Origin of the sequence: Parabacteroides sp. AF17-28, from assembly GCF_003479205.1 — a bacterium.
GTDB lineage: Bacteria > Bacteroidota > Bacteroidia > Bacteroidales > Tannerellaceae > Parabacteroides > Parabacteroides acidifaciens.
The window spans coordinates 103,451-130,009 of sequence record NZ_QUGV01000014.1; the positions used below are offsets into that span (position 1 = coordinate 103,451).

Here is a 26,559-nt window from a genome sequence, read left to right on the forward strand (position 1 = left end):
ATAATAATTTGCTGTACTTTTGCAAATTGTTTTTCAGAATATTAACGAGACTATATAGAATAGATTATGTTGACAGCAAAAGAAATCCGTGAATCATTTAAAGACTTCTTCGCTTCCAAGCAGCACCAGATTGTGCCTTCTGCTCCGATGGTAGTGAAGGGTGATCCTACATTGATGTTTACCAATGCAGGTATGAACCAGTTCAAAGATATAATCCTGGGGAACGTACCCCGTAAATATCCACGTGTCGCGGATTCACAAAAGTGTCTTCGCGTAAGCGGCAAGCATAACGACCTGGAAGAGGTGGGACACGATACGTATCACCACACCATGTTCGAGATGTTGGGTAACTGGTCGTTCGGCGATTACTTCAAGCAGGAAGCGATCAACTGGGCATGGGAATACCTGGTAGATGTGTTGAAGTTGAACCCCGACCGCCTGTATGCAACCGTATTCGAAGGAAGCCCTGCCGAAGGTCTTTCGCGCGATGACGAAGCAGCCGGATATTGGGAACAATACCTGCCGGCAGACCATATCATCAATGGTAACAAACACGATAACTTCTGGGAAATGGGCGATACGGGTCCTTGCGGTCCCTGCTCAGAAATCCATATCGACCTCCGTACGGACGAAGAACGTGCCGCTGTCCCCGGTCAGGAGATGGTGAACAAAGATCATCCGCAGGTGATCGAAATCTGGAACCTTGTGTTCATGCAATATAACCGCAAGGCCGACGGCTCCCTGGAACCGCTGCCTGCCCGCGTAATCGATACCGGTATGGGATTCGAACGTCTGTGTATGGCTTTGCAGGGAAAAACGTCCAACTACGATACGGATGTTTTCCAGCCGATCATCAAAGTGATTGCCGGTATGGCCGGTACGACTTACGGCAAGGATAAACAACAGGATGTGGCTATGCGTGTGATCGCCGACCATATCCGTACGATCGCTTTCGCGATTACCGACGGCCAGTTGCCTTCCAATGCCAAAGCCGGTTATGTGATCCGCCGTATTCTGCGCCGCGCCGTTCGTTACGGCTATACATTCCTGGATCGCAAAGAATCCTTTATGTATAAGCTGCTGCCGGTGCTGATCGAAACGATGGGCGATGCCTATCCCGAACTGATCGCACAGAAGTCGCTGATTGAAAAGGTGATCAAGGAAGAAGAAGAATCTTTCCTCCGTACGCTGGAAACAGGTATCCGTCTGCTGGATAAGAAGATGGAAGAAGCGAAGGCTGCCGGTAAGACTGTGATCAGCGGTGTGGACGCCTTTACTTTATATGACACATACGGATTCCCGTTGGATTTGACTGAACTGATCCTGCGCGAAAACGGTATGGAAGCCAATATCGACGAGTTTAACGTCGAAATGCAGAAGCAGAAAGAGCGTGCCCGCAATGCTGCCGCGATCGAAACAGGCGACTGGGTGGTGCTGAAAGAAGGCGAATGCAAGTTTGTGGGCTACGACCTGTTCGAATGCGACGCTGAAATCATGCGTTATCGCCAGATCAAACAGAAGAATAAGGTATTATATCAGATCGTGCTGGACCAGACTCCTTTCTATGCGGAAATGGGTGGACAGGTCGGCGATACCGGTTGGCTGATTGCCGACGGCGAAACGGTCGACGTGATTGACACGAAGCGTGAGAACAATCTGCCGGTTCATCTGGTGGCTAAATTGCCGAAAGATGTAACCGCTACTTTCACGGCTAAGATCAACGAAAAGAAACGTATCCAGTGCGAATGCAACCACTCTGCCACTCACCTGTTGCACGAGGCTTTGCGCGAAGTGCTGGGGACACATGTCGAACAGAAAGGTTCTTACGTTTCTCCCGAGTCGTTGCGTTTCGACTTCTCCCACTTCCAGAAAGTGACGGACGAAGAGATCCGTCAGGTAGAACAGTTAGTGAGCGAAAAGATCCGTGCCGACTTCCCGCTGGAAGAACATCGCAATATGCCGATCGCTGAGGCGAAAAAGTTAGGTGCGATGGCGTTGTTCGGAGAAAAGTATGGTGACGAGGTCCGTGTGGTTAAGTACGGCAGTTCTATCGAATTGTGCGGTGGTACGCATATTCCGGCAACCGGTATGATCGGTTCCCTACGTGTGATCGCCGAAAGCTCTATCGCTGCCGGTGTTCGCCGTATCGAGGCTGTTACGGCCGAAGGAGCTGAGAACTATACTTTCATGTTGCAGGATTCCCTCCGTGAACTGCGCGCCATGTTCAACAATGTTCCGAACCTGGCACAGACCATCCGGAAATCCATTGAAGAAAATGCCGAACTGAAAAAACAGGTAAGCGATTACGTGAAAGAGAAAGTTCAGCAGTTGAAGAAGGAATTGATTGCAAAAGCGGTTGAACGTCACGGTGTGAAACTGATCGTCTTCCGTGGTGAAGCCAGTGTGGAAGCAATCAAAGACCTGGCTTTCCAGATTAAGGGAGAAAGCAATACGGATGAAAAAGTATTCTTCGTAGCCGGAATCAAAGACGCTGACAAATGCGCATTGACGGTTATGCTGAGTGATCCGTTGGTAGCGGAAGGCTTGAATGCCGGTAAACTGGTGAAAGACGCAGCCAAACTGATCCAAGGCGGCGGCGGTGGACAGCCTCACTTTGCAACAGCCGGCGGAAAGAATCCGGACGGCCTGGCACAGGCTATCGAGCATATCCTCGAAGCAGCCGGTTTGAAATAAAGAACTGAATAAATAGTTGTTTCCCCTGCATGGAATTTTTGTTTCATGCAGGGGAAACTTTTGTTCCATGCCCATGAAACTTTTGTTTCCTGCCGATGAAACTTTTGTTCCCTGCTCATGGGATTTTCTTTTTCCCCGTTTTGATAATCGGATAACAAATAATACCTTTGCCGGAACGATATTAACTAATAAGGACATTATGGCCGCTCAAAAAGTAGTAATCAGCAAAGACCTCAAAGCCGACTTGCAGGCGTTCTTTGCTTCCCTGAGTTATGATAAGCTCTTTATCCTGACCGATACGAATACACAAGATAAATGTTTCCCGCTGGTAAAAGATATCCCTGCCTTTCAGAATGCCCCTGTCATTACCGTGCAGGCAGGCGATACGCATAAGGACATCGAACAGGTCGCTTCTATCTGGTCGCGCCTTTCCAATGAAGGCGCTTCCCGCAATTCCCTGTTGGTCAACTTAGGAGGCGGCATGATTACCGATATGGGAGGTTTTGCCGGCGCAACCTTTAAACGGGGTTTGCGTACCGTCAATATCCCGACAACCCTGATGGCTTCTGTCGATGCCGCGGTGGGAGGGAAGACCGGAGTCAACTTCAACGGCTTGAAGAATGAAGTCGGTTCGTTCTATCCTCCCGAATGCGTTTTTATCGATTGTGAGTTCCTGCGTACGTTGGACCGTGATAACCTGTTGTCCGGCTATGCAGAGATGATCAAGCATGCGCTTATCAGTTCGATGGATATTTATGCGTCCGTGATGTTGTTCGATCTTGATGCGAAGATCGATTATGCTTTCCTGAATAAGATGGTGGCCCAGTCTGTCGCCGTGAAAGAACGCATTGTCGAGGAAGACCCGAAAGAACATGGTATCCGTAAGGCGCTTAACTTCGGCCATACGATCGGTCATGCCTACGAAAGCCTGTCGTTCCGGAAGAACCGCCCTCTGCTGCACGGACATGCTGTCGCTGCTGGCATTGTGAGCGAATTATACCTCTCTTATAAGGTTTGCGGGTTCCCGATGGACAAACTGAGCCAGGTTGTCTATTACCTGAAGGAATATTATCCGGCTTTCGTCTTCGATTGCAATGATTATGACACCTTGTACGAGCTGATGACGCACGATAAGAAAAACGAGGCGGGAATTATCAATTTCACCTTGCTTTCCCAAATCGGTGACGTTCAGATTAATCAGCAGGTAAGCAAGGAAAAAATCCTCGAGTCACTGGATTTTTACCGTGAAAGCTTTGGCGGATAACGAAAAATATTTACCTTTGCAGCCGTAAAACAAAGCGGGGTGTAGCTCAGCCCGGTTAGAGTACGCGTCTGGGGGGCGTGTGGTCGGAAGTTCGAATCTTCTCACCCCGACAATAGCTGAGTAAAGAAAAAAAGAGGCTTACAAGAAATTGTAGGCCTCTTTTTTCATGTTGTTATTTGTCGTTCATTTGCTCCAACAGAAGGGGAGCACACTTAAAATGAATGATTGTCCTGGGAGACAGTTGTACGGTTGTTCCGTTTCTGGGATTCCGCGCCGGGCGGCTGGTTTGTAAGCGTGGCTTGAATGAGCCAAAACCGTGCAGGCAGATTCTTTGCCCTTCTTTGGCTTCCTGAATAATCAGTCTTTGCATTTCATCGATTGTTCGTCTTACGTCCTTCTTGTCTAAACCTGTCTTCTCTGACAGTGCGTTGATTAGCTGATTTCTGTTCATGACCTTTGTTATTAATTCTGTGTTCTGTAAAATGAAGGCGACACGCCTGTATGTTTCCTGAAAAAGCGTCCTAACGATGTCTGATTGGAGAAATGGGTCCGTATGGCAATCTCCTGAATGTTCAACGATGAATTCTTTAACAGGAATTTGATCTCTTGTATGATATATTCGGTGATCCAGTCTTTGGCTGATTTGCCGCTGACTTCTTTGACAACCATTGTCAGGTATTTTGGAGTGATATATAGTTTGTTTGCATAAAACGTCACACTCCTGTTATCTTTGTAATATTTCATGATGAGTTGGAAGAAGCCGTTTGCCAACTCTTTTTTGTGGCTGTTGAGCTTGAATTGTGCGTTCTGTGAATTTATTTTGTACGCATTATAAATATCCAGATAGAGTATCCGCATGAGATGGATGATCGAATCTTTGCGATATAGGTTTTCCGGTCCCTTCGCTTTGGAATATACCAATTGAAAGAAATTAATGTATCTGGATATCTCCAACTCCGATAAGTTGTAATAGTAGTGACTCCTCATGTAGAAAAAGAAAAGAGGTGAAAAGCGGCAGAGACCGCTAAGCACATCGTTGTAAAGATTTATGGATAACGAAAAGTAGCTGACCGTAAAATCTTTACTACTTTCCGACAGAGAAACTAACTGCCCCGGGAAAATAACAACCAATTCTCCCTTCATAAACAAATGGTCATACTCATGGATGTCCACTTTAGCACTTCCTTTCGTGCAAAAAGCAACGATTGCTCTGCGGGAATAAGAAGGATATAAAGGGATTGGGAATTCCGTCGAGTTCTCGAATATCTCAAAATCATTTTCTAAAGAATGAGAAGCCGCGTTTTTATCTGATGTCCTTTTATATTTGCTGCCTGACATGTCTATTTTCGTTTCGTACGTAAAAGTATAATTTCGTCCCTAATGAAATTCGGTTAGTGCCTGTTTGGTATAACTTTCCAGAAATCTGGTACTGATTGACGGCACTTTTTATCTATATGATTTTACCCATGCACTTAACAGGGAAGATAATGTTTTGTTTAATTGGAGTTTGTAAAGAATTTTAATGCAAATAGGTCCGTATATGGAGCGGTTTTCTGAAGAAAAGAACGGGAGGCTGCTTAATTTAAGATATGCACCGAAAAAAGAAAAACCGGAACAGTCCTAACGATTGTTAGAACCATTCCGGTTTTTTTGTAATTATAGAGTTCTTAAATTCTTACCAGGTAATCTGCGGCAAGAATTTGGAAATCGTCTTTTTCAACTCGACAATATTAATAGGCTTGGTGATGAACCCGTTACTACCTGCGGCACGGGCCGCTTCCATATCGTTTTCGAAAGCATAGGCGGACTGCATGATAATAGGTATCTGTGTGTCTTGCTTCCGGATCTCCTTTAAGGCATCGATACCATTCATTTCCGGCATCTTTATGTCTAATAAGATCAAGTCTGCCCCCTGTTCGGCGTAGACTTTTAAAAGCTCACGTCCTGTTCTTGCTTGCAGAACATTACAGTGTCTCTTTAATATGGTTTTTAATAATAGGAAGTTGCTTTCCTCATCTTCTGCAATCAGAATAGTTACATTCTTGTTTTCTTCGTTTGTGCCCATAGCTTTTATATTATCTGTGAACAAATTTCAGCATTAATTTTTACATAACCAAATAGAATAGAACTTATTCTCTATTTTATGGCTTGATTCTCTTGTCTAATTGGAAAAAAGCCTTTAATGGAATTGTCATCTGTTTTTCATAATTCTTTAAAAATAAAAAGAGGGAAAGGATGAAAGATCAAAGGATGTTTGTATATTTAGTGCATTAAATGGAACGGGGCGGTAAAACTTACCGCCTTTGGGAATGGTTATTAATAAAAAACAAGTATAACTTTTAAATCAAACATCATGGGAAAGAGTCAATTAATTCACAACAATGAGTTTCACCTGATCAATAAGGCAGAAATTCGCAAAGCAACAGGAAAATTGGTAGAAGCATTGAATTTAGCTGCCGGTTCTACGGACGGATTCGATATTTACAAAGTTGTAGACGCCTATTTCACCGATCTGGACAAACGCCATGAGATAAACGCATTGCTGGGTCTCGGTGAAAGCTGCAAGTATTATGGTGAACAGGAACAGATAGAGGAAGCGATAAAGGAGGTAGACTAAGGCGCTTTCTCTATTCTTTTTTTCAGGCAATAAAAAAGGAGATATCCACGAATGGAAATCTCCTTTTTCTTTTTATCAAGATTGACAGATATTATTTACCAGCCAGTTTTTCTTTCAGAGCAGCGAGTTCTTCAATGTCACCCAGTGTAGTCTTTTCAACCGGACCAGTTACCATTGCAGATTCTTCTTCCTTCTTGCCACCGCGTTTAGCAGACGGTTTCTTTTCACCTGCATCTTTCTTAGCGCCCTTCTGTTCGTCTTCGAAGATACGGCTGTGAGAAAGGATGATTCTCTTAGCTTCCTTGTTGAATTCGATTACCTTGAACTGCAGTTTTTCGTCTACAGCAGCCTGAGAACCGTCTTCTTTTACCAGATGTTTCGGAGTTGCGAAACCTTCAACGCCGTAAGGCAGAGAGATTACAGCACCCTTATCCAGTACTTCGATGATTGTTCCTTCGTGGATAGAACCTACAGTGAAGATTGTTTCGAATACATCCCAAGGATTTTCTTCCAGCTGTTTGTGGCCTAAGCTCAAACGGCGGTTTTCCTTGTCGATTTCCAGTACCTGAACTTCGATTTCAGCGCCGATCTGAGTGAATTCTGACGGGTGTTTGATTTTCTTTGTCCAAGACAGGTCGGAGATGTGGATCAAGCCGTCAACACCTTCTTCGATTTCAACGAATACACCGAAGTTAGTGAAGTTACGTACTTTAGCCATGTGGCGAGAACCTACCGGGAAGCGAGATTCGATATCTTCCCAAGGATCAGCTTTCAGCTGTTTGATACCTAAAGACATCTTACGTTCGTCGCGGTCCAGTGTCAGGATAACAGCTTCGATTTCGTCACCAACTTTCATGAAGTCCTGAGCAGAACGCAAGTGCTGAGTCCAAGACATTTCAGATACGTGGATCAGACCTTCTACGCCCGGAGCGATTTCGATGAATGCACCGTAGTCAGCCATAACGACAACTTTACCTTTTACTTTGTCACCAACCTTCAGGTTTGTATCCAAAGCATCCCAAGGATGCGGAGTCAGCTGCTTCAAGCCGAGAGCGATACGTTTCTTTTCGTCATCGAAGTCAAGGATAACCACGTTGATCTTCTGATCCAGCTGAACGATTTCTTCCGGATGAGAAACACGGCCCCAAGACAAGTCTGTGATGTGAATCAAACCGTCTACGCCACCCAGGTCGATGAATACGCCGTAAGAAGTGATATTCTTAACCGTACCTTCCAGTACCTGGCCTTTTTCAAGTTTGGAGATGATGTCTTTCTTCTGCTGTTCGAGTTCAGCTTCGATAAGAGCTTTATGAGATACAACAACGTTTTTGAATTCCTGGTTGATCTTCACGATCTTGAATTCCATTGTCTTACCTACAAATACATCGTAGTCGCGGATCGGTTTGACATCGATCTGAGAACCCGGCAAGAATGCTTCGATACCGAATACGTCAACGATCATACCGCCCTTCGTACGACATTTAATGTAACCTTTGATGATTTCGTCTTTTTCAAGAGCTTCGTTAACACGATCCCAAGAGCGTGTAGCGCGTGCTTTCTTGTGAGACAGGATCAACTGTCCTTTTTTGTCTTCCTGGTTTTCGATGTAAACTTCTACTTCGTCACCAATTTTCAGATCCGGATTGTAACGGAACTCAGCCATAGATACAACGCCATCTGATTTGAAACCGATATTCACTACAACTTCACGTTTGTTCATTGCAGTTACAGTTCCCATAACGACTTCTTTGTCCTTTACAGTGTTCAAAGTTTCGTCATACGTTTTTACAAGATCGTCCTTGCTTACCTGACCGTAAGATTCGCCCTCTTCAAGAGCATCCCAGTTGAAATCTTCAATGGGTTGAATGTTCTTTAAATTTTCCATTCTCTAATTGTTAATACTTAAGTTTGTTTTAATTAGTAAGTTAGACATTATGTTGTCATCTCTCAAAAATCGGGGCAAAGGTAATGCTTTTTTCTGATTTACAAGTCTTTTTATATGGAAAAAACGCTCTTTACTCTTCTTTGTGCGACACCTGTTTCTTTTTGAATATCTGTCTGAATTTGTAGTCGGCTCCGAGTAGGATGAAGGTCAGTATCCCGATATAAACATAGAAGGGAAGCGAACTCAGGCGGGGCAACGATACGGATATCTTGGGCATATCCATATAGAAGAATGCTCCGACAGCCAGGCCGACCATCAACAGAGAGGCGGAGATAACGGCGATCCATCCCCAGCGCTCGTTCCGTTTGTGTATCCGTTCCGCTTCGGCCAGGATTTGTTGCATCACGTTGGCGCGGAACGATCCGGGAAGCTCTTCTTCGGGCATCCGGCTAAACAAATCTTTCAGTATGTCATTCTTTTCTGTCATTTATCGTTCCTCCATTCCTTTTAATACAACAAACAGTTTCTTTCGTATGCGGTGTAGTTTCACTTTAACATTAGACGGTGTCAGTCCGGTGATGGTTGCCACCTCTTCGACCGTTTTTTCTTTCATATAGAAGAGTAGGATGAGGGCCCGCTCGTCGGGTGGCAATTGGGCCAGTGCGGCATCGAGCATTTGCATCTGGCTGGAACTGTCCGTCCTGCCCAGCGCCTCGGATACCTCTTCTTCCGATACATTATTAATAATAGTGTCTTCGATCGCCAGAAATTCATGCTTCTTTTTCCGTGTCTCCGAGATAGCCGTGTTGTAGGCGATCCGGTAAATCCAAGTGGAGAAGCTGCATTCTCCTTTAAAGGACGAAAGATGTTTGAATACCTTCATAAACACATCCTGTGCCAGCTCTTCCGCATCTTCCCGGCTGCGGACAACCTTCAGGATTAACGAATGAACAGGACGGCTGTATTTATCCAGAAGGCAGGCAAAGCATGCCGTATCTCCCGCTTGTATCCTTTTTATATAATATGTGTCGGTGTACAACTCCATCGTATTATAATGGACGCAAGCCGGGCGAACAGGTTACAACTTGCATCAACAAAAATAAAAAATAATTTTTCTTTCCCCTCATTTGTAACCTTTCGGAAAGAGGTGCGTCAAAAGTAACAAAGAAATTAATTAATCATTTAAAAAAGTACAGTTATGATGGATTTTCTTACAGCTCCGCTGATTGTCGGAATCGTTTTTGCAGCTATTTACGGATTGTTTGAACTGTTTGTTCGCCGTAATGAACGTTTGGCTATTATCGAAAAGATAGGTGATAAACTGGATGCTTCCGCTTTTGAAGGAAAGTTAGGATTTCCGAGTTACCTGGGAAACCGCCTCTCTTTTAGTTCTTTGAAGGCAGGTTGTCTGCTGACGGGTATCGGTTTGGGATTGCTGGTCGGTTTTATTATCTCCACATCCTTCGGTGCGAGCGGTTTCGGCTTTATGAACAATGGCTGGCGTGATTGGTATCACAGTGATGTTTCGGGCACAATCTATGGCGCTTCCGTCCTGTTGTTTGGCGGTATCGGTTTGCTGGTCTCCTTTATCATCGAGATGAAGATGGGAAAGAGAGACGACAAATAAAGATTAAAAAAAGTTTCACCTGTTTTGTTAGGTGAAACTTTTTTTTCATGCCCGTGAAACTTTTGTTTCTTCGAGGGGAAAATAAAGTTTCTCCCTGATGAAACTTTTACTCCATCTCGACATCTTGCTCAATAATTCGTACCGGACCCAGCAGCCCCGCCTTTTGCAGGGGTGAATCTTTCCGGTGGTAATACCAGATTGAGAATGTTTTCCTTCCATTTGACGGGCGCGGTTGGTTTTGGAGGAACCATTCCGGATAGGCTTTCATGGCGCGTCCTAATTTCTCTCCCCGGTCCTGTCCCCATTCGAAATCGGCAGGATACTGTTCATCCCCGATCAAGCGGTTTGCCCAGTTGTTGGTGACTGCAATTTCTATCTCGTTCTCACCGGCCTTTATCCAGGGCGTAATATCAGCCAGATAGGGAGGATACCATAAAACACCCGCCTCCCTACCGTTTACCGTCAGTTCGGCGATATCGTTCATCTCGCCTAAATCCAGTAAAATCCGTTTTTGCTTTCCCAAAGAGTTTGCATCCACCGGAATTGTTTTCCGGTAAGTCGCTGTCCCGGCAAAGTACCGGATCGTAGTGTCTTTATCCTCGCTGAAATCAGATAAAACTGCAAACTCCCGTTGGAAAGGTTTTCCCAATTTAGGCGCAAAGCTGATATGCCATGGACCGGCCACTTCACGGGAACTCTCTCCGCACACTTTTATCGTCGGCTGTATCATGGCCGTGTAGCCATTATCCTTCTTATCCGGGAAAATCAGGAATACGGATTCGTCTGCATTGAGCTTCAGGTTGACGAAAATAGAATCGGCCGATTCCCGCCAGTCGGCAACCCGGCAAATAATCCCTTTGTCCGGCAGCCATAACTCCGGAATCCGGTTTTGCATGGCAAAAGCAAAAGTACGTGTCTCAACGGAATCCGAAGGATTGATGATAAAGTATAAGTCGGCATCCGATGTTTTCCGATGCAACATGCGTTCGTCGGTGGAGATAAACACTCCCTGCTGCAACAACATCTGGCAACGGGCAAGATAAGTGAAGAAAGCCTTTCCCGGCTTGAGCCAGGTCTGGTGACGTCCGAAATGCGTTCCCCACCAGCCCATTCCCATGCCCGGCTGGTATCGGTCGTCGAAAGGCTGGTGCACCCAGTGATGCAGGAACAGCAGGTTTGCACCGGAGGCAAAACTTCCGTCGGCCGTATGTTTCAGAAATGCCGGATCTTCCGTGTATTGGCTGATCTCGGGACGCCCGGTGAATGCTTCGGCACCCACAATCCGTTTGCCGTATATCCGTGCCGCTTTGGGTATTGTATTCCAGATAGCTCCTTTGCCGCCTGTCCAGAATTCGCCCATCGGGATATCGGGAATGGCAACCGACTCGAATGAATCGAACGGCCCGAAGTAAGGCTCCCAGTAAAATTTCAGTCCGGCCTCGTTTATCATCTCGCGGGCTATCTTCCAACCATTGTCGATGTAGAGGCGGCTGACCACCTCTTTGTAATCCTCGGTGAACTGCTTGACGTCGTTGCGTTCACCGGCGTTGTTCCGCAAGGCGATCCAGGGAAGCGGATCGTATCCTTTCAGGCGGATGAAATCTTTCCGGAAGTCGGGTGTCCAATCCTGGTCTCCCGCTTCGTAGCTGTCGATCAGAAGGTGCGTGAATGAATCGCCGATGTATTCTTTTAAATGTTCTTTCAACGGCTCCAGTACCGATCGCCAGTGATAGGTCATCTGTTCCTTACTCATCTTGTCAGCTTCCAACGCATGCCCGATCAGGTCATCCGGTAGCGGGTGCGGGTTCGACATGGTAGGAGCATGCCCGATCCTGTAGACTGTCCATTGTCCGGCGGGAGCTTGCCAGCGCAAAAGGCCTGTCGTATCCATTGCATCCGACAAATCCAGTATCTCATATGTTTTCACATCCGCTTTTTCGGGGACGGCCATCACTGCGACATCGCGATAGTAGGACGCCCGTTGTTGTGTGCTGCCCCATCCTTTGTAAACCGGCAGTTCCGGTTTTTCGAGCACCGTTTCGACGAGACGGTTACCCGACAGGCTTGTCCGGCTCGAGACAACCTGCTGCATTCCTCTTTCTTCCGTAATCCAGGGGCCACCCGATGTAGAATAGCCCGGCGTACTCTGCAAGCCCAGTTTCAAACCCAAACGTTTCGCTTCCGATGCAGCAAAGCGCAAGGCTTCCCAATATGCCTCGCTGCGGAAAGTCTGTTCAGGCCAGGGATTGTTCTCTGTCGGCGCATGCGTCTCCTGTACCGCCGAAGCCAGGTTGAAAATAGTCGCTCCTCCGATCCCGGCTTCTTTCATTGCCTCGAGGTCTTTGGTGATTCCCTCTTTGGAGAAGTTACTTCCCATCCAGTGCCACCAGACATAAGGCTTATAACAATCAGCCGGCTGTTTAAACTGTTCAGCCAGCGTACGGAGCGGTTCAGACGACGGTTTGCCTGCTGGTTGCTTGTCGTGAACGCAAGCTGTCAGCAGGCAGACTAACGGAATAATGAGAATTGTGTTTTTCATGGGGATAAAGTTCGGAAAATAGCGGGACGTACCCATAAGAATAACGGGATTTATTTCTATAAATGGCAGGTATCATCCTTTCTGTAGAAGTGTTAATGGACAAAAGGAAAAATAACGCTGTTTTTCGGAAATCTTCTGTAGCGACCGATTCTTGGTTAATTTCTGTGTGCCTGCCGTTCATTTTGGAATACAAAGGCGTTTTTAGTTGACAACCCGAATTTTAAGCGTTACCCTTCTTTTACCGTCCTCTGGAATTCCGAATATTAGAAATGAGTTTTTGAGATGATCTTATGGAGATATAAGCTATGAATAATATAGCATAATGGCACAAATAAAAATGACGAAAAAAAACGTTCCTTTCTTTTCGTCATTAAATCGAGACAAAAATACGCATAAGTTTTAAACCTGCAATTCTTTTCTAAAATATTTTTGCCATTATATCTACTTTCTTATCAGTAAGATAGCTTACAGAGTACGAATCTGTCCTTTTTGATGACGAACTCCAAAACACCCCCGAAAAATGACTAAAAAAAAGGAACGTTTTCCCTCGTCATTTTACACAACCTAACCAAATAAAAGTTTAGAACGAGATTTCAATTTTATAGTATTATTAATTTAAATGTTTAGTTATGAACAAAAAGTTTTCTACTTTTTTGGCGTTTTCTTTACTGGCTGGGGCGGTTTCGGCTCAGACTCCGGTACAGGATGCCTATCGTACGTTCGGAACATTGAATGGTTCAGAAAAGGAGGCGTCAAACCCTGCTTTATCTACAGACATCTCATATGGAACCGCAACGTTGGCCACAGGAGGTACATTCAGCAAGTTTATCAATTTTATTGATGATGAAAAGTTGTACCAGTTGGAGATTGGTATTGATAATCAATTGCAAGGACTACCAGCTTCTATTCTTGCAAATCAGTTTAAAGCTGAAAATGAGAATGACGTAACTCCGTACGTCTTGATCCAGGAGCGTGATTATGAAACAGGTAAAGTTTATTTGCGTGCTGTACCTAAAGACGCTACTGCTGATGGTGCAAAATTGAATGCTTCTTTGTGGAGAATCGAATATAGCAAAGAAGATGGCGTAAGTGGAGGTTATTTCCGTTATGTAAATAAAGAAACGGGATTGGCTCTGACTTTTGATCATTCTGTTATAGACAACAACGTAGTCTCTGAGTTGAGAGATGAGATTACTGACTGGTCTTGGTATACTGTGAATAAAGACGCAGAACCTTTTGATTTGGAACGTGTATATTCATATCTTCATAACCAGGCTGGTGGTGAAGTTATGTATTTGACATTTGCAGACGAAGCAGATAATAACGATGGCTTATTAACAAAACTTGCGGATGACGGATTTAAATATCAGGCTTCTGCCGGAAAATTGGTTCAGGCAAAAGTGATCTCATCTACTGCTGCTGGAACAGGCTTAGGTAATGTTAAGGAGGAGGCTCTTCAACTTCGTCCTGTTGTTGCAATGCCGTTCTTTATGACTGCAGAACAGTTCAATACCCGTATGGATGCAGATCTGAGAGCTAATACTGATAGCTTCCAGTTTGTAATGAGTCCTACTGGTTTGAAGGGCGCAGACATATTTAAAGGATGGTTTGTTGCGTATGATGACGATGCAACTGTTGAAGGTGGTTTGGGTTTGAGTGATGAGGATCTTGACCAAACTTCTATTGACGAACAGGAAGGAAACGATGGCGAAGTGTTTGCTCCTATCTCCAAACAGTTTAACCTGACTTTCCAGAAACACGGAACTAACACCTATTTATTGGCAGATACCGCTCGTTATCAGGAAGCAACAATGAAGCCGAACGTTTCTCCTTCTGTTAAGTTCGCCGTAAAGACTCCGAATGAAAATGACGGTGCTTATATGAAGGCTCGCTATTATTTCCGTGCAACATATTTCCCGACAAATGATAGCCTTGTGATTGAACCGTTGAATGCAGCAGTTCAGTCAGATGCAGAGTATGATACTCATACTAAATGGCTTGATTCCGATGCATGTAAGAAATTCTTTGTAAATAATTTTACAAAAGCGAATACATTGGTTAATGACTATGAGTACGATGGCTCGAAGACAGTTTCAATTACTGCTGCTGATATCCCTGGTGATACACAGCGTGCTGTAACTGTGACTAACGACGGTCTTAATGAATTCAAGGTTAAGATGACTATCGACCGTCCGTTCGAATACCTGACCCGTACGACAGTTCCTTCCGGTCTGTACTACCTCAACCTGGCTAACGGTGACGAAAGACAGCGTTCGGTTGGTATGAGCATCGTTCATAATATGGCAGATCGTATTATGTATGATACACAGGCTAAGAACCAGGATTATTCTTTGATGCCTTCTACTATGTGGGTTATCAAACAGCTGGGCTGCCCGCTGAGCGATAAGGCTGCTAAATATGTACAGATCCAGAACCGCGAGTATCCGGGTGTTGTATTTGAAGGTCAGTTGTATAAAGTGAAAGGTCTGGATAAAGAAGGTAACGTAGTTGATTGCTATCGCTTCATCGATCGTTCGGCTAAGTATATGAATGGTTATCAAACTTCAGGTTGGATCGATGGTCTGAATTTGCGTGTAGCAGATTTGTTGACGATCACAGAAGTTCCGGAAGAAATCGCTTATACTTCTACACACGGTTATAAGATGTTTAACGAAGACTTCTTGAACGACGGTGTTGAAAACAACTTCCAGATCAACTGGAACAATGCTTACAACGATAACCTGATCTTGAAACATGTTGCAGGTAAGAATATCTCTGTAACAGATGCAGATCCGACAATCTTCGAAATCGCTGAAGCTACTTTGCCGCTTGACGAAGGTGCTCTTGTTAACCAATTCGGTGCTGTTCTGGATCCTCTGAATAAGGACTTTGAACCGGAGGTTATCCTGCCGCAATTGACAAGAAAGGCTTATCTGATCAAGGTTAAAGATCAGAACCTGATCGACAATGACCAGCTGTATCTGGCTTCTGTTCGTGATAACGACGGTCGCTATTATTACAAAGCAATGAAGTTCTCAGATCTGGATAACTACTATAACAAATTAGGTGTATTCTATCTGAAAGCTGACCAAGTTCATTATGACGCTAATGGCGCTCCTACTGATACTGCTTATGTATTCGTTGACATCAATGCGCCGAAGGCTCTGACCGGTGAAGCATTGAGAACATGGGATAACTATGACTTGAGAGTAGAAAACGGTTGGATGAAAGCCGCTGTTGAAGCTGGTTCTAACATGAGTGTGATCCGCGACAACAACCTGGACGATCAGCCGAATGATGTTTCAAGCGCATTCTATATCAATGGTGGTACTGTTAATCAGTATGTAAACATCGCTGGTGACTACAATGTAGGCCTGAACGGTAACATTAAGATCTACAGCAAGCTGAATGCAAACAACTATCTGTTTGAAGATTGCAACGACCATAACAATGTTCAGAATATCCAGAAGATCGATCCTGACTTCCATTATTTAGGAATCGAAAGTAAGGGTATGAATGTTGAAAAGAACGCTGCTTTGTATGTTGACGAAGTTGTTTATGACCATGCTAACATGCAACGTTACCTGTTCGGTGTTCGCGTAGATTCAATTCCTGACGGTTATATCTGCAGTGATCCTTCAAGAATCCACGGTTATTGGGATAACCAGGCTGCTGCAGAAGGTGACGGCGAAGTTCACTACGAAGCATACAACGGTTACACTGCCGGTTGGTTCATGGTAAATCTGGAAGACTCTGTTAAGGGTTCAACTAATATGATGCACAATGCAGACCTGTACAAGTACAATAGCTATACTCGTCTGGGCTTCGTAGAAGGTATCCACCAGGTTGACGGTGAAAACGAATATCTGTATGTAGTTAATCCGGGCTTCACTTTGAATGACCTGATGACTATTAAGGATAACGGTTCTCACGCTAAATATACAACGGCTGGTTTCGTTCTGGATCCTGCTAAGTTGGCTGTAGGTGAAGATGGTAAGGGTGAATATGTGACTCGTCACGATATTGCCGGTAACCTGAACACGAACCATACATTCTCTCTGCGTAAGACGAATGACGAAGTGGGTACAGCTTCCGAAAGCGAACCGTTCTTGCTGGAATCTTATCTGGAAGGTGTTTCCAATATCGGTTCTTTCAAGGGTGCTTGGGTGAAGACAGAAAACGGTATTCCTGTATTGGCTAAGTATGATACAGCTGCCGGTGAACACGAATGGAATGGTAGCCAATTGGCTGAAATGATCGGTCAGTCCGGTGTATTCTACTTCGGTTCTACAACAGACGAAGCTACCGCTAACGATGAAGTAACAGTTTCTTCTGTTAAGGTAATCGCTCTGGATGGTAAGGTTCAGATTGCCGGTGCTCAGGGTAAGAAAGTTGTGATCACCAACATCCTGGGTCAGACAGTTGCTAACGCAGTCATCACTTCCGATAATGCAACAATCGCTGCTCCTGCAGGTGTAGTTGTAGTTGCTGTTGAAGGCGAAGAAGCTGTTAAGGCTATTGTTAAGTAAGAAATAACATTACGATTTATAATCAAATAATTCTAAATATTTGACCACGTGGAATTTCGTTTTCCAAGTAACCTGCGACAGGCGAACAAGTGGCCGTATTAATACTAGTAATGAAATGAAAAAGTTCTTCTGATTATTTTCTCTGTGAAGAGAGAATACAGACAAAAAAGAATCCCCGACGGTAGCAATGCCGCCGGGGATTTCTTCTTTTTATTCGAAACAAGCATTTCTTTATAGATGTTAAGAGGTAAAAGGAAAAATAACGCCGTTTTTCGCGAATCTTCTGTAGAGACCGATTCTTGGTCGATTTTTGCATGTTTTACAGTCATTTCAGAATGCGAAGGTATTTTTAAGTAATAGCCTGAAAAATAAGAGCCGTCGCAATTTGATCGGATAAAGATATTCCGTATATCGGAAGTGGACTTTTGAGGCAATTTTTAGAATATGTAAGCTATGAATTATAGGGGATGAGAGGGCATAAAATAAATGACGAAAAAAAACGATCCTTTGTTTTCGTCATTAAATCGACACAAAAATACGCATAAGTTTGAAACATGCAATTCTTTTCCAAAATAATTTTGCAATTATATCTGCTTTCTTATCAGTAAGATAGCTTACAGAGTACGAATCTGCTCTTTTAGCTGACGAACCCCCGACCACCCCCGAAAAATGACTAAAAAAAAGGATCGTTTTCGCTCGTCATTTTACAGAACCTAACCAAATAAAAGTTTAGAACAAGATTTCAATATTAGTATTATTAATTTAAATGTTTAGTTATGAACAAAAAGATTTCTACTTTTTTAGCGGGGATTGCCCTCTTCGGGGCGGTGTCTGCTGGTGCGACCACTCCGGTCACATCTTTGACGAAAACAAGTGATAAGTTGTATCAGTTGGAGGTTGATTTGGGTGAGGGTAGTACAGGCTATTTATCTATGTCGGAAAATGGCGCTTTGTTTTTGGAAGACGGTATTGCTTCTGTTAACCTGGCAAACTCCTTATGGTGTGTTGAAGTAACCGAAGAAGGTTCTGGTAAAGCTCCTATCTTTGATTTTACAAACAAGGCAACGGGGCAGCGTTTGGATATTCAGTATGCAGGAACTCTGTTGGAAGGCCTTGAAAAAAATGTTGCTACTGTTACTGATCTCGATGCTGACTCTACATTTGTTGGCGGTGAAATTTCCGGTTGGGCATTCTCTACCCAGTACACTGCTAATTTGCAGCCTGAAAGAACTCTCTATTCTTATATCAAACCAGACTCTGTAATAGGTCTTGTTAAGGATGAGTCAAACAAGATTTTAATCAAGAAAATGGGTGCATCTGATGCTTATGCTGATGCAGAGGATGCAGATGGTGAGGCATTGACTAAATTCACGTTGGTTGAAGCAGATGTAATCCGTTTGGGAGCAAACGAAATTAACACTTATTTCGGACTGCAGTCTGCTAAAAATGGGGTAGCCCTGACATTCAATCCGGACGAAATGGGAACAAAGGTTGATGTGCCTAATCCTTTTAATGGAAAAAATGTAGGTAAGTTCTTTGCTGAAGCTATTGATAGTGATGACGATTATGTCTATATCCTTAATGGAGACAGCTCTTATTTGCGTGTTGATACTTCAATCGTAAATGCCAGTGGTGAAAAATTCCGCGCTTTCTTCTGGGATAACTTGAAATATGCTAAACTTCAGGCAAGTGGTGCTGGTACAAAACCCACATCTCCGGCAGATTCTATTAGTAGATCCTCTATCGAAGGACAATATAAATTTGCATTTTCTTATTATCCTTCTAAAGACAGTTTGGTAATCCAGGTTGCTGAAGCTTTGAATTATGTGGACGAAGCTGTTGATGGTTCTCATTGGGTAGCAGATGAAGAAGGAGAAGAAACAACAATATTGCCGGAAGTTGCAGATGGAGTTGAAACTAAAGGTGAGAATAACTTTGTTACAGTTCAGGATCTGATTAAAGATCAAGTACGTATTATAACTATCAACGACAAGAAAGAAACTGATATTTCTTTCGGTTATAAAGGTTGCGAAGTTATAGAAACCGATAAAACATCTTTGGCAGACGGTGTTTATACAATCCGTAACGCTAAAGGCCAGTATTTTGCAGTGCCTATTAGTGCTGATTGTTACTATACCTCTGGCTGGTCATCAATCGACGAACCCGTACAGGATGTCTCTCATATGCCGGCATACCAGTGGATAATTACGAAGACGAAGACTTCTGAATATGCAGCTTCGACTTCTCCTATTGAGTTTGTGAACCGCGAATATCCTACTGCTTGGTCTTGGGGTACTGTACAATTGTATAAAGATGAAGACGGCAGCCTCTATTTCTATAGTGGAAATGAAAAGCTGACGTTGACATTCGAAAAGGTTGCAGATGAAATCATCTCTGATCCGAACCTGGGTTACAGATATATGAGTAAAGAAGAGCTGATGATCTCTAACTACGCATTCAACTATTACACTCCGTTCTCTGAAAACAATTATGTAAATATCCTGGGTGGAGACTCTGTGTTGAACGTCTTGAATGACGCTGAAGTATTCTTCGGCATTGAGCCAGTGAGCGAATTAGGTTATGATACGGAAGATTATGGTATTCTGGTTTCGAAAGAATTGAAGGCAAGAATCCCGGCTTTGGCTCAGTTGGAAAGAGCTCCGTATTATATCTATAGAATGGAAGCAAACGGAAAGAAGGCTTATGCCGGTATTCAGAATGATTATAATTATGATGGAATGAATTTGGATGGCCGTGTTGTGATCTCTTCTAACTTGGAAAGACCGACTCCATTCTACTTCAAGGAAAATAACCATTATAACAAAAAGCATTATTATGCGTTTGTTCTGGCTTCTGATGAAAGAAGAGGAGAAGTAAGTGCTGCCATTGCAGAATGGTATGATAATAAGTTTGCTGTAGATGCAGGTGAAGAATCTGAATATTATCCTGAATGTACCAAAGTCGGTGTCGCCGATCAATCCTCTAATGCAATCCTGCAGTACCAGTGTGGTTGCGAAGCTCGTACTTCTGCATTCTCAATCGGTCTGGCTGAACAACCATTGTATCGCCGCTTCAACTCTTTAGCACTTGAAGGTAACGAAGGTGATGCTGCCGACACGCTGCGCTTCATCGAAAAGTATCGTAACGAATACCTGCAGATGGAAGTGAACCCGAACTTCATGTTCGCCGGAATCAACTTCCTTGGAATCGACGGTGCTGAAAAAGCAGTAGATGGCAAGTCATTCTATGTAGATTCAGTTTGGGTTGAACGTGGTCTGGGTTATATCAAACCACAGTATCTGGTATCGATCGATCGTGAAGCTGCTAAGACTACCACAATCAAGATCCCGTGCCCATTGTGCCAGGCAGAAATCGAAGCCGGACATGAAGCTCCTGAAAACTGTATCCATGACAAGTATGTTGACGTAGAAGGCTACGAAAGAGGTCACTACCTGGTGAACTTCGCCGACTCTACAGCTAATAATAACTACATGTGGGGTAAGTATAACCGCGTTGGTTTCGTGGATGCTCTTCATATCGGTGACAGCTTGTATCTGTTGATCGACCAGTTCGCCGGTGTTAAGACAGAAAACGTAGACATCGCAGCTATTATCGCAGCTAATACGAAGAAAGGCGGTATTGCTAACGGTACGGGTTATTATATCAAGAACCTGAAGGGCGACGCCCACAAGTATTACACTTGGTCATTCCGCTTCATCGACCCGACTATCGCAGCTGACGAAGTAGAATCAAGCCGTTCGTTCCTGTTCGAATCGATGGCTCATGCAGATCAACCGCAGATTGCTCCGGAAAGAGCTTCTTGGTTGAAGATGCAGAATGGTTGCTTGGTAATGTCTGATCCTGCAGAATCTACATTCGCAAATGCTAAGACCGGTGGCGACGATGCCCTGATCTTCAATGTAGAAGAAGGTTCTAAGGATGATATTGCTACGGATAATGAAGTGATCTCGGTTGAAGGTGTAAACGTGATTGCTAAGGTTGGTGCCGTACGGGTATCAGGTGCCGAAGGCAAGAAGGTTGTGATCACCAATATCTTAGGTCAGGTAGTAGCTAACACAGTTATCACTTCCGACGACGCAACAATCGCAGTTCCTGCCGGAATGGTTATCGTTGCCGTTGATGGTGAAGAAGCTGTTAAAGCAATTGTTAAGTAAGAATTTATAATCAAATAATTCTAAATAAGATCACGCGGAACTTCATTGTTTCAAGTAACCTGCGATGGGTGAACAAGTGACCGTATTAATACTAAAGTAATGAAATGAAAAAGTTCTTCTGACATTTCCTCTGTGAAGAGTGAATGCAGACCCAAAAGAATCCCCGGCGGTTATGATACTGCCGGGGATTTTTAATTCTGTAAAAACAGCAATCGCAAAGATGACTTAGAGTTTATTTTTTAGGATACGGCGCGCCAAGCACAGGGACAAAGAAGCGGCAACCCTATAAAACGACGAAGCCCCGGAAGTGTTACCATCTCCCGGGGCTTGTCTTTTGTCGGCCTTCATCCTTCACAGGGGAAAGGCAACTTTTCAATATACTTTAGTATTATTAATATTAAACTTGACCGCTTGTTCGCCTGTCACAGGGTAATTGGGGCGCAAACCCCGCGCGGCCTATTTTAGAATTATTTGATTATAAATTCATTCTTATTTTACGATAGCTTTTACAGCATCTTCGCCTTCGACAGCAACTACGACTACGCCTTGAGGAGCAGCGATGTTTGCGTTGTCTGAAGAAAGAACTGTGTTAGCAACTGTCTGGCCTAAGATGTTGGTGATAACAACCTTCTTGCCCTGTGCACCGATGATCTGAACACCACCGTTAGCAGCGATAACCGTTACGCCTTCAGCGTTGATCGTTTCGTTGCCTGTTGCAATCACATCATCTGCTGATACTTCAAGAACGTTTACGACAACTGCGTCTTCTTTCGGACCCATTGCCAATACACCGTTGATGTTGTGAACGTAGTTCTTGTCATTGTTGTTCTGACATACGATGTTGTATTCGTTGTCTGCATCTTTGCTTGCAGATTCGAAGCTGAACTGGTAGTTCTTAACGCCTGCCTTAACAGCATGTTTCAAACCGTCCTTAGATGTCCCTGCAGCAGCAGCAACCGTATCGATCTTAGCAGCATCCATAGTCGGAACTAACAATGTATCCTGAGCCATGATAGAAGCAGTGCGGAACATTACGCGGTTTGCACCTGTACCATAGATGTACGGAAGTTCTTTGTTTGCATCCTTCGCAGCAGCAGAGTCTACAGAGTTCCACATATACAGTCTGCTTGCAGCCACTTCTTCTGTTTCTTTTACACCCTTCGTGATGTAGTAAGTGTAAGGAGCTGCATTCTCATAATGAGCTGTATCCAACCAGAAGATAAAGTCTAAGTTGTCATAAGCATCAGCTTTCAAATCACCTTCACGGACAGCGATACCCTGGTTCTTAGCGTTAACAGCGGCATAGTCGCCGTTGATGGCCTGGATACGTACGTGTTTCGGCAGAGATTTGTAAGAGGCAGGAGCAGCTTGTGGTTTGATGATGAACATGTCGTTACGAGCTGTCAGAGCTTCGCCTGAGATTGTCTTGTACTGAGTGCTTACAACTAACTTCAGAGGATCAGGAACTGCTGTTTCATCATATAAAACAAAAGTAGAATCCGTATCGACAGCGATCATAGAGAACTGAACCGGAGTACCGTTCTTAGTTGCATATTTACCGTTAGAGAATACATAACCCTTTGTTGCATCTTTGATGATAAATGCACTGTCAGCATCCATGATTGTATAAGTTACTTTCTTCAAAGCATCTTCTACGCCGTATTTGCCTTCAGCAGAAGGAACTAAAGTGTACAATACTTCGTCTTCCGGAGCTGCAACTTTCAAAGTAGAGTCTTTTGTCATTACAATGCTCTGTCCTGCCAATACGTCGGCAGCAGAAGTGATGGTGAACTTATTGTTCTTAGCATCGTTAGCTGTGATATATTTGAAACCGATATAAGCGTTGTCTTCGTCTACGTCGTCAGCGGCTACTAACTGGATGGTGTCACCACCGATAGTATAGATATTATTGTCTTTGTCGACAACATTCGTTACACCAAACCACTTATCTACAGTCTGCGTATTAGTTTCACCTGCACGATTCAGAATCGTATAGTTACCTTTATCTACACCAGCAGCTTTTTCTACTACGAACTGTGCATACGGATTGAATGCCTGAGCTTTTCCTACATAATTAGCAGAATTAACCGGGCTTTCATCATAGTACAAGCCATAATATTGGTTAGCAACACCGGCACTCTGTTCTTTCATTGCATTGATAATATAGTACAAACCTTCTGGAATTTCAGCATCGCCACCGATACCAGGTTTAGTTGCATACGGCTGAATCAAAGCAATCAGGTTGGAAGCATCATTAGCTGTAGCAATTGTTACAACCTTTGTATCGGAAAGTTTACGGACAACAATTTGTTTATTAGCTGTTGCATAACTTAAAGCAGTCAAACCGTCTTCGAAGTTTGCTTCGTTTTTGTATTTATCGGTAGTGACAACAGCAGCAACAGCACCAGTTGTACCTGATGTCGGAGTTACGATTGTAAGTCCTTTCAAGGCATTAATAAATGCAGTAGCAGCAGCTTTTTCAGCTTTTAATGTTGCTTTCTCTGCATCTGTTGCACCGGATGCATCTTTTGCGTCAGAAACAACTTTTTCAGCAGCTTCAATTAACTCTGCTCCAGTCTTTGATGAGCCAGATGTTGCTTGCCATGCTTGACCACTATTAGCAAAGTTGGATGCTGCAAAAGTTACATCTGCGGCAGGGAAATTGGTACCTGCTGTTCCACTATTATTAGCTGCATAAAAAGCAGCGACAGCAGCTTTCAAATTAGCAATAGCACTACCTGTATCTGTTAATTTTGTATTTGCAATAAGAGTAGCAAGCTTATCCAAAGTCGTTGTTACCAAAATAGAAGCCGGCTGATACAATGAAGTCAACACGATAGAATTATTTGCAATGTAGTATTCAGCTTTGAAAGCTGCTGCATACGGATGATGTTTGCCTCCTATAACTGTACGAGCATCAATTTTAGCTGTAGTTCCATCTGCAGCTGTTGTAGTAGGATCAAACGACAATGTATCAACAGTCAGAATATTCAACGTATTTGCCGGAGCATTATAGAAGCTATGATCAACTACCAGATATTTCTTCTTATTATCTGTTTTAGCCAAAGCATTATCATAACCGGCTACTTTTTCACCGTTAGTCAAATATAAAACATTGACAGGAGAAGTATTGCCTGCAAATCCTTCTGTCGCAATCTTATAACTTTCAGCCGTCCACTTATTAGCCGTCAAAACATTCTTCTGACCCGTAGAAACGTTTTCACCATTGAAATACAGTTTGCCATCTTTTACTAAAGCAGTAAAGTCGTCGGCTGTCATTTCAATGTTTGCATCTGCTGCAACTCCTTCGTAAGTAATAGCCGCAGTAGGAGTACCAACTGTAGAACCTTTAGCGGCCTTCAAATCTTTTCCATCAATCCAGAAAACAGAGTCAGTAGTCAGTGCATACAAACCGTTGGTCTGATCCCATCCCCATTTTGTATTACCTGCTTCAATTTTCAAATTATCTTTACCAGAAGCTGCTTTATTCGATTTCAATTCGATAGAAAGCAACTGGCCTGTACCTTTGTTTGTAAATTGATAAGCATAAGTTGTTCCTGTAACAGTTGTTGTAGGAACAGCTTTAATAGTCCAAAGAGCGGAAGATAGATTTGCTCCAGTTAACGGACCTGTAACAGCTTTCAGAGAACCATCCTTGTCAACTGTAAGATAATTGCTTCCAGCTTTTAGATACGCATTGACTCCTTCTTTAACTGTCCCACCATCTACCGTTGAGGGTAAATAGGCTGTAGCAGCCGCATTGAAGGACAATCCACCGGCTACCAGAGCGGCAGCCAAAAGAGTAGAAAATCTCTTGTTCATAATCATTAAAAATTAATTGTTAATAAAATAGTGTTTAAAAATCCAACAACTAATTTCACGAAGGGGAAAGACAATCCCCCGCGAATGATTATGAACGGGCATAAAAAAACGCGGGTCTAATTGTCTATTATTAGTCCTAAGGCTCTGGTAAGCCCGTGTGAAAATAATAGAACAATAGCCCGCGCCTATACGATATATATAATCCACCCATCTAAAATGGTAGACATTCTATATACGTAATCAGCGCAAGCATTTACTGTCCATTATTCCTTCACACTTAAAAATTTACCAGATTTTAGGAACTGGAATAATCTTCGTAAAATGCTTACAATATGTAATTGATCCCGCGCTCCGTGGGCCGCTGCCCACTACGGAATCGTTGCAAAGGTAAATAGGTTTTCCGAATCAACAAGGGAAAACGCCCTTAATTTTCCAAAACATATGGGTTACAGGACAAAACAATACCGTTTATGCAACATATCCCCCAGGTTTAGGGAATAAAAAGGATGATTTACGGTCCAAGATACGGCAGGTCATTTTGCGATCCCGCGTCGGAGCGCGGGAACGGGATGGTTCATTATTTCTTAAAACCAAACCATCTCTCATCTTTATCTATTCTCTCTGACTTTATTTGATACTTTTTTATAGAAAAAGTGTAATTGAACCAGCACCTAACACCTTTTGTGATTATATAGCTTATAATCAGCCAGTTCATCTGGTGGCAGGTGGGTGTTAGTTGGTGTTAGGTACCCTTTTACCGACACCGACCAACATACATATAAATTTCACCTCCCTACCTGTAAACTAAGTCAAAACATACAGTAAACTAATCCGAAAACAACAGTAAACTAAGTCACGGCATATCAGTCATTAATAACAGGTAGTTACTACTTATAGGCGATACATAGTTACTACCTGTTGCCGATACATAGTAACTACCTATATGCGATAAGTAGTACTATGTATAAACAGTCCACAATATCTTACACAATAGTTTACTGTATGCTTTGACTTAGTTGATAGTTGGAAACGGATTAGTTTCCTACGAAGCGAAGCCGATAAATAACAGTATGTTGGTCGGGTGTCAGGTGGTGTCGGTAAAAAAGGCTACCTAACACCCATCTACCACCCGATAATTATGTAATTATCAGCAACATGCGCAAAAAGGTGGCAGGTGTTAGTTGTTTTGACGTTTTTTCTTAAATAATTAGAAACAGCTTCACTTCTTGGCATATTTGAGCTATCCCCTTCCCGCGCTCCGACGCGGGATCGCAAAGGAACAGGTTTTATCCCAAACTGGTAAATGATGATTTATCGGTGAGTACAATGTTGTCGCAGGGGCGGTTTGTGAACCGCCCAAAGCCCTCGTATGTTTGCAAAGAATTATTAGAATCGAATAAAAAGTAT

14 protein-coding genes and 1 tRNA gene are annotated in these 26,559 nt (G+C 43.5%); 7 read left to right on the plus strand and 8 right to left on the minus strand.

Features of this window, described 5'->3' with window-relative positions:
- Window positions 1-66: 66 nt before the first annotated feature.
- The 3 genes from alaS (at window position 67) to DWW90_RS11880 (ending at window position 4,068) form a co-directional block, all read left to right on the plus strand.
- Window positions 67-2,694 carry an alanine--tRNA ligase gene (alaS, locus tag DWW90_RS11870; protein WP_122345116.1) on the plus strand — a complete coding sequence of 876 codons (2,628 nt, stop codon included), beginning with the start codon at window positions 67-69 and terminating at the stop codon, window positions 2,692-2,694.
- Between the two features lie 199 nt (window positions 2,695-2,893).
- Window positions 2,894-3,958, plus strand: a complete 1,065-nt coding sequence (gene aroB, locus DWW90_RS11875) for a 3-dehydroquinate synthase (RefSeq protein ID WP_122331830.1) — start codon at window positions 2,894-2,896, stop codon at window positions 3,956-3,958.
- A gap of 35 nt (window positions 3,959-3,993) precedes the next feature.
- A tRNA-Pro gene (locus DWW90_RS11880) sits at window positions 3,994-4,068 on the plus strand.
- Between the two features lie 62 nt (window positions 4,069-4,130).
- On the opposite strand, the gene DWW90_RS11885 is transcribed toward DWW90_RS11880, so the two are convergent.
- The 3 genes from DWW90_RS11885 to DWW90_RS11895 form a co-directional block, all read right to left on the minus strand.
- On the minus strand, window positions 4,131-4,409 hold the full coding sequence (locus tag DWW90_RS11885; RefSeq protein ID WP_115500388.1) for an HU family DNA-binding protein: 279 nt from the start codon (window positions 4,407-4,409) through the stop codon (window positions 4,131-4,133).
- A gap of 11 nt (window positions 4,410-4,420) precedes the next feature.
- Window positions 4,421-5,296, minus strand: coding sequence for an AraC family transcriptional regulator (locus tag DWW90_RS11890; RefSeq protein ID WP_115500389.1), 876 nt, complete (start codon window positions 5,294-5,296; stop codon window positions 4,421-4,423).
- A 337-nt stretch (window positions 5,297-5,633) separates the two neighbouring features.
- Window positions 5,634-6,023 carry a response regulator gene (locus DWW90_RS11895; RefSeq protein WP_115500390.1) on the minus strand — a complete coding sequence of 130 codons (390 nt, stop codon included), beginning with the start codon at window positions 6,021-6,023 and terminating at the stop codon, window positions 5,634-5,636.
- A gap of 288 nt (window positions 6,024-6,311) precedes the next feature.
- Between DWW90_RS11895 and DWW90_RS11900 the strand changes: the two genes are divergently transcribed.
- A complete protein-coding gene (locus DWW90_RS11900) occupies window positions 6,312-6,575 on the plus strand; it encodes a hypothetical protein (RefSeq protein WP_115500391.1) in 264 nt (87 codons plus the stop codon).
- Between the two features lie 91 nt (window positions 6,576-6,666).
- On the opposite strand, the gene rpsA is transcribed toward DWW90_RS11900, so the two are convergent.
- The 3 genes from rpsA to DWW90_RS11915 form a co-directional block, all read right to left on the minus strand.
- Complete coding sequence (rpsA, locus tag DWW90_RS11905; protein WP_122345117.1) at window positions 6,667-8,460, minus strand: 30S ribosomal protein S1; 1,794 nt, start codon at window positions 8,458-8,460, stop codon at window positions 6,667-6,669.
- A 130-nt stretch (window positions 8,461-8,590) separates the two neighbouring features.
- A complete protein-coding gene (locus DWW90_RS11910) occupies window positions 8,591-8,947 on the minus strand; it encodes a hypothetical protein (protein ID WP_122331818.1) in 357 nt (118 codons plus the stop codon).
- Complete coding sequence (locus DWW90_RS11915; RefSeq protein ID WP_122345118.1) at window positions 8,948-9,505, minus strand: RNA polymerase sigma factor; 558 nt, start codon at window positions 9,503-9,505, stop codon at window positions 8,948-8,950. It abuts the gene before it with no gap.
- A gap of 153 nt (window positions 9,506-9,658) precedes the next feature.
- Here DWW90_RS11915 and DWW90_RS11920 point away from each other — a divergent pair, with 153 nt between their 5' ends.
- Window positions 9,659-10,087 carry a DUF6249 domain-containing protein gene (locus DWW90_RS11920; protein ID WP_122345119.1) on the plus strand — a complete coding sequence of 143 codons (429 nt, stop codon included), beginning with the start codon at window positions 9,659-9,661 and terminating at the stop codon, window positions 10,085-10,087.
- A gap of 106 nt (window positions 10,088-10,193) precedes the next feature.
- Here the strand turns inward: DWW90_RS11920 and DWW90_RS11925 are convergent, their stop codons facing one another.
- Window positions 10,194-12,626, minus strand: a complete 2,433-nt coding sequence (locus DWW90_RS11925) for a glycosyl hydrolase (RefSeq protein ID WP_158582838.1) — start codon at window positions 12,624-12,626, stop codon at window positions 10,194-10,196.
- A gap of 629 nt (window positions 12,627-13,255) precedes the next feature.
- Between DWW90_RS11925 and DWW90_RS11930 the strand changes: the two genes are divergently transcribed.
- The gene (locus tag DWW90_RS11930) at window positions 13,256-17,155 is read left to right on the plus strand and encodes a DUF6383 domain-containing protein (protein WP_122345121.1); all 3,900 of its coding nucleotides are present in this window, start codon (window positions 13,256-13,258) and stop codon (window positions 17,153-17,155) included.
- A 776-nt stretch (window positions 17,156-17,931) separates the two neighbouring features.
- Window positions 17,932-21,330 (plus strand): DUF6383 domain-containing protein, encoded by a 3,399-nt coding sequence (locus tag DWW90_RS11940; RefSeq protein ID WP_122345123.1) that lies wholly within the window; start codon window positions 17,932-17,934, stop codon window positions 21,328-21,330.
- A gap of 489 nt (window positions 21,331-21,819) precedes the next feature.
- Here DWW90_RS11940 and DWW90_RS20985 read toward each other — a convergent pair whose 3' ends face one another.
- Window positions 21,820-25,152, minus strand: a complete 3,333-nt coding sequence (locus DWW90_RS20985) for a DUF6383 domain-containing protein (protein WP_147382426.1) — start codon at window positions 25,150-25,152, stop codon at window positions 21,820-21,822.
- Between the last annotated feature and the right edge of the window lie 1,407 nt (window positions 25,153-26,559).

Coding starts and splice junctions, on each gene's coding strand:
- alaS (WP_122345116.1), top strand. CDS start 67: ATGTTGACAGCAAAAGAAATCCGTGAATCATTTAAAGACTTCTTCGCT.
- aroB (WP_122331830.1), top strand. CDS start 2,894: ATGGCCGCTCAAAAAGTAGTAATCAGCAAAGACCTCAAAGCCGACTTG.
- DWW90_RS11885 (WP_115500388.1), bottom strand. CDS start 4,409: ATGAACAGAAATCAGCTAATCAACGCACTGTCAGAGAAGACAGGTTTA.
- DWW90_RS11890 (WP_115500389.1), bottom strand. CDS start 5,296: ATGTCAGGCAGCAAATATAAAAGGACATCAGATAAAAACGCGGCTTCT.
- DWW90_RS11895 (WP_115500390.1), bottom strand. CDS start 6,023: ATGGGCACAAACGAAGAAAACAAGAATGTAACTATTCTGATTGCAGAA.
- DWW90_RS11900 (WP_115500391.1), top strand. CDS start 6,312: ATGGGAAAGAGTCAATTAATTCACAACAATGAGTTTCACCTGATCAAT.
- rpsA (WP_122345117.1), bottom strand. CDS start 8,460: ATGGAAAATTTAAAGAACATTCAACCCATTGAAGATTTCAACTGGGAT.
- DWW90_RS11910 (WP_122331818.1), bottom strand. CDS start 8,947: ATGACAGAAAAGAATGACATACTGAAAGATTTGTTTAGCCGGATGCCC.
- DWW90_RS11915 (WP_122345118.1), bottom strand. CDS start 9,505: ATGGAGTTGTACACCGACACATATTATATAAAAAGGATACAAGCGGGA.
- DWW90_RS11920 (WP_122345119.1), top strand. CDS start 9,659: ATGATGGATTTTCTTACAGCTCCGCTGATTGTCGGAATCGTTTTTGCA.
- DWW90_RS11925 (WP_158582838.1), bottom strand. CDS start 12,626: ATGAAAAACACAATTCTCATTATTCCGTTAGTCTGCCTGCTGACAGCT.
- DWW90_RS11930 (WP_122345121.1), top strand. CDS start 13,256: ATGAACAAAAAGTTTTCTACTTTTTTGGCGTTTTCTTTACTGGCTGGG.
- DWW90_RS11940 (WP_122345123.1), top strand. CDS start 17,932: ATGAACAAAAAGATTTCTACTTTTTTAGCGGGGATTGCCCTCTTCGGG.
- DWW90_RS20985 (WP_147382426.1), bottom strand. CDS start 25,152: ATGAACAAGAGATTTTCTACTCTTTTGGCTGCCGCTCTGGTAGCCGGT.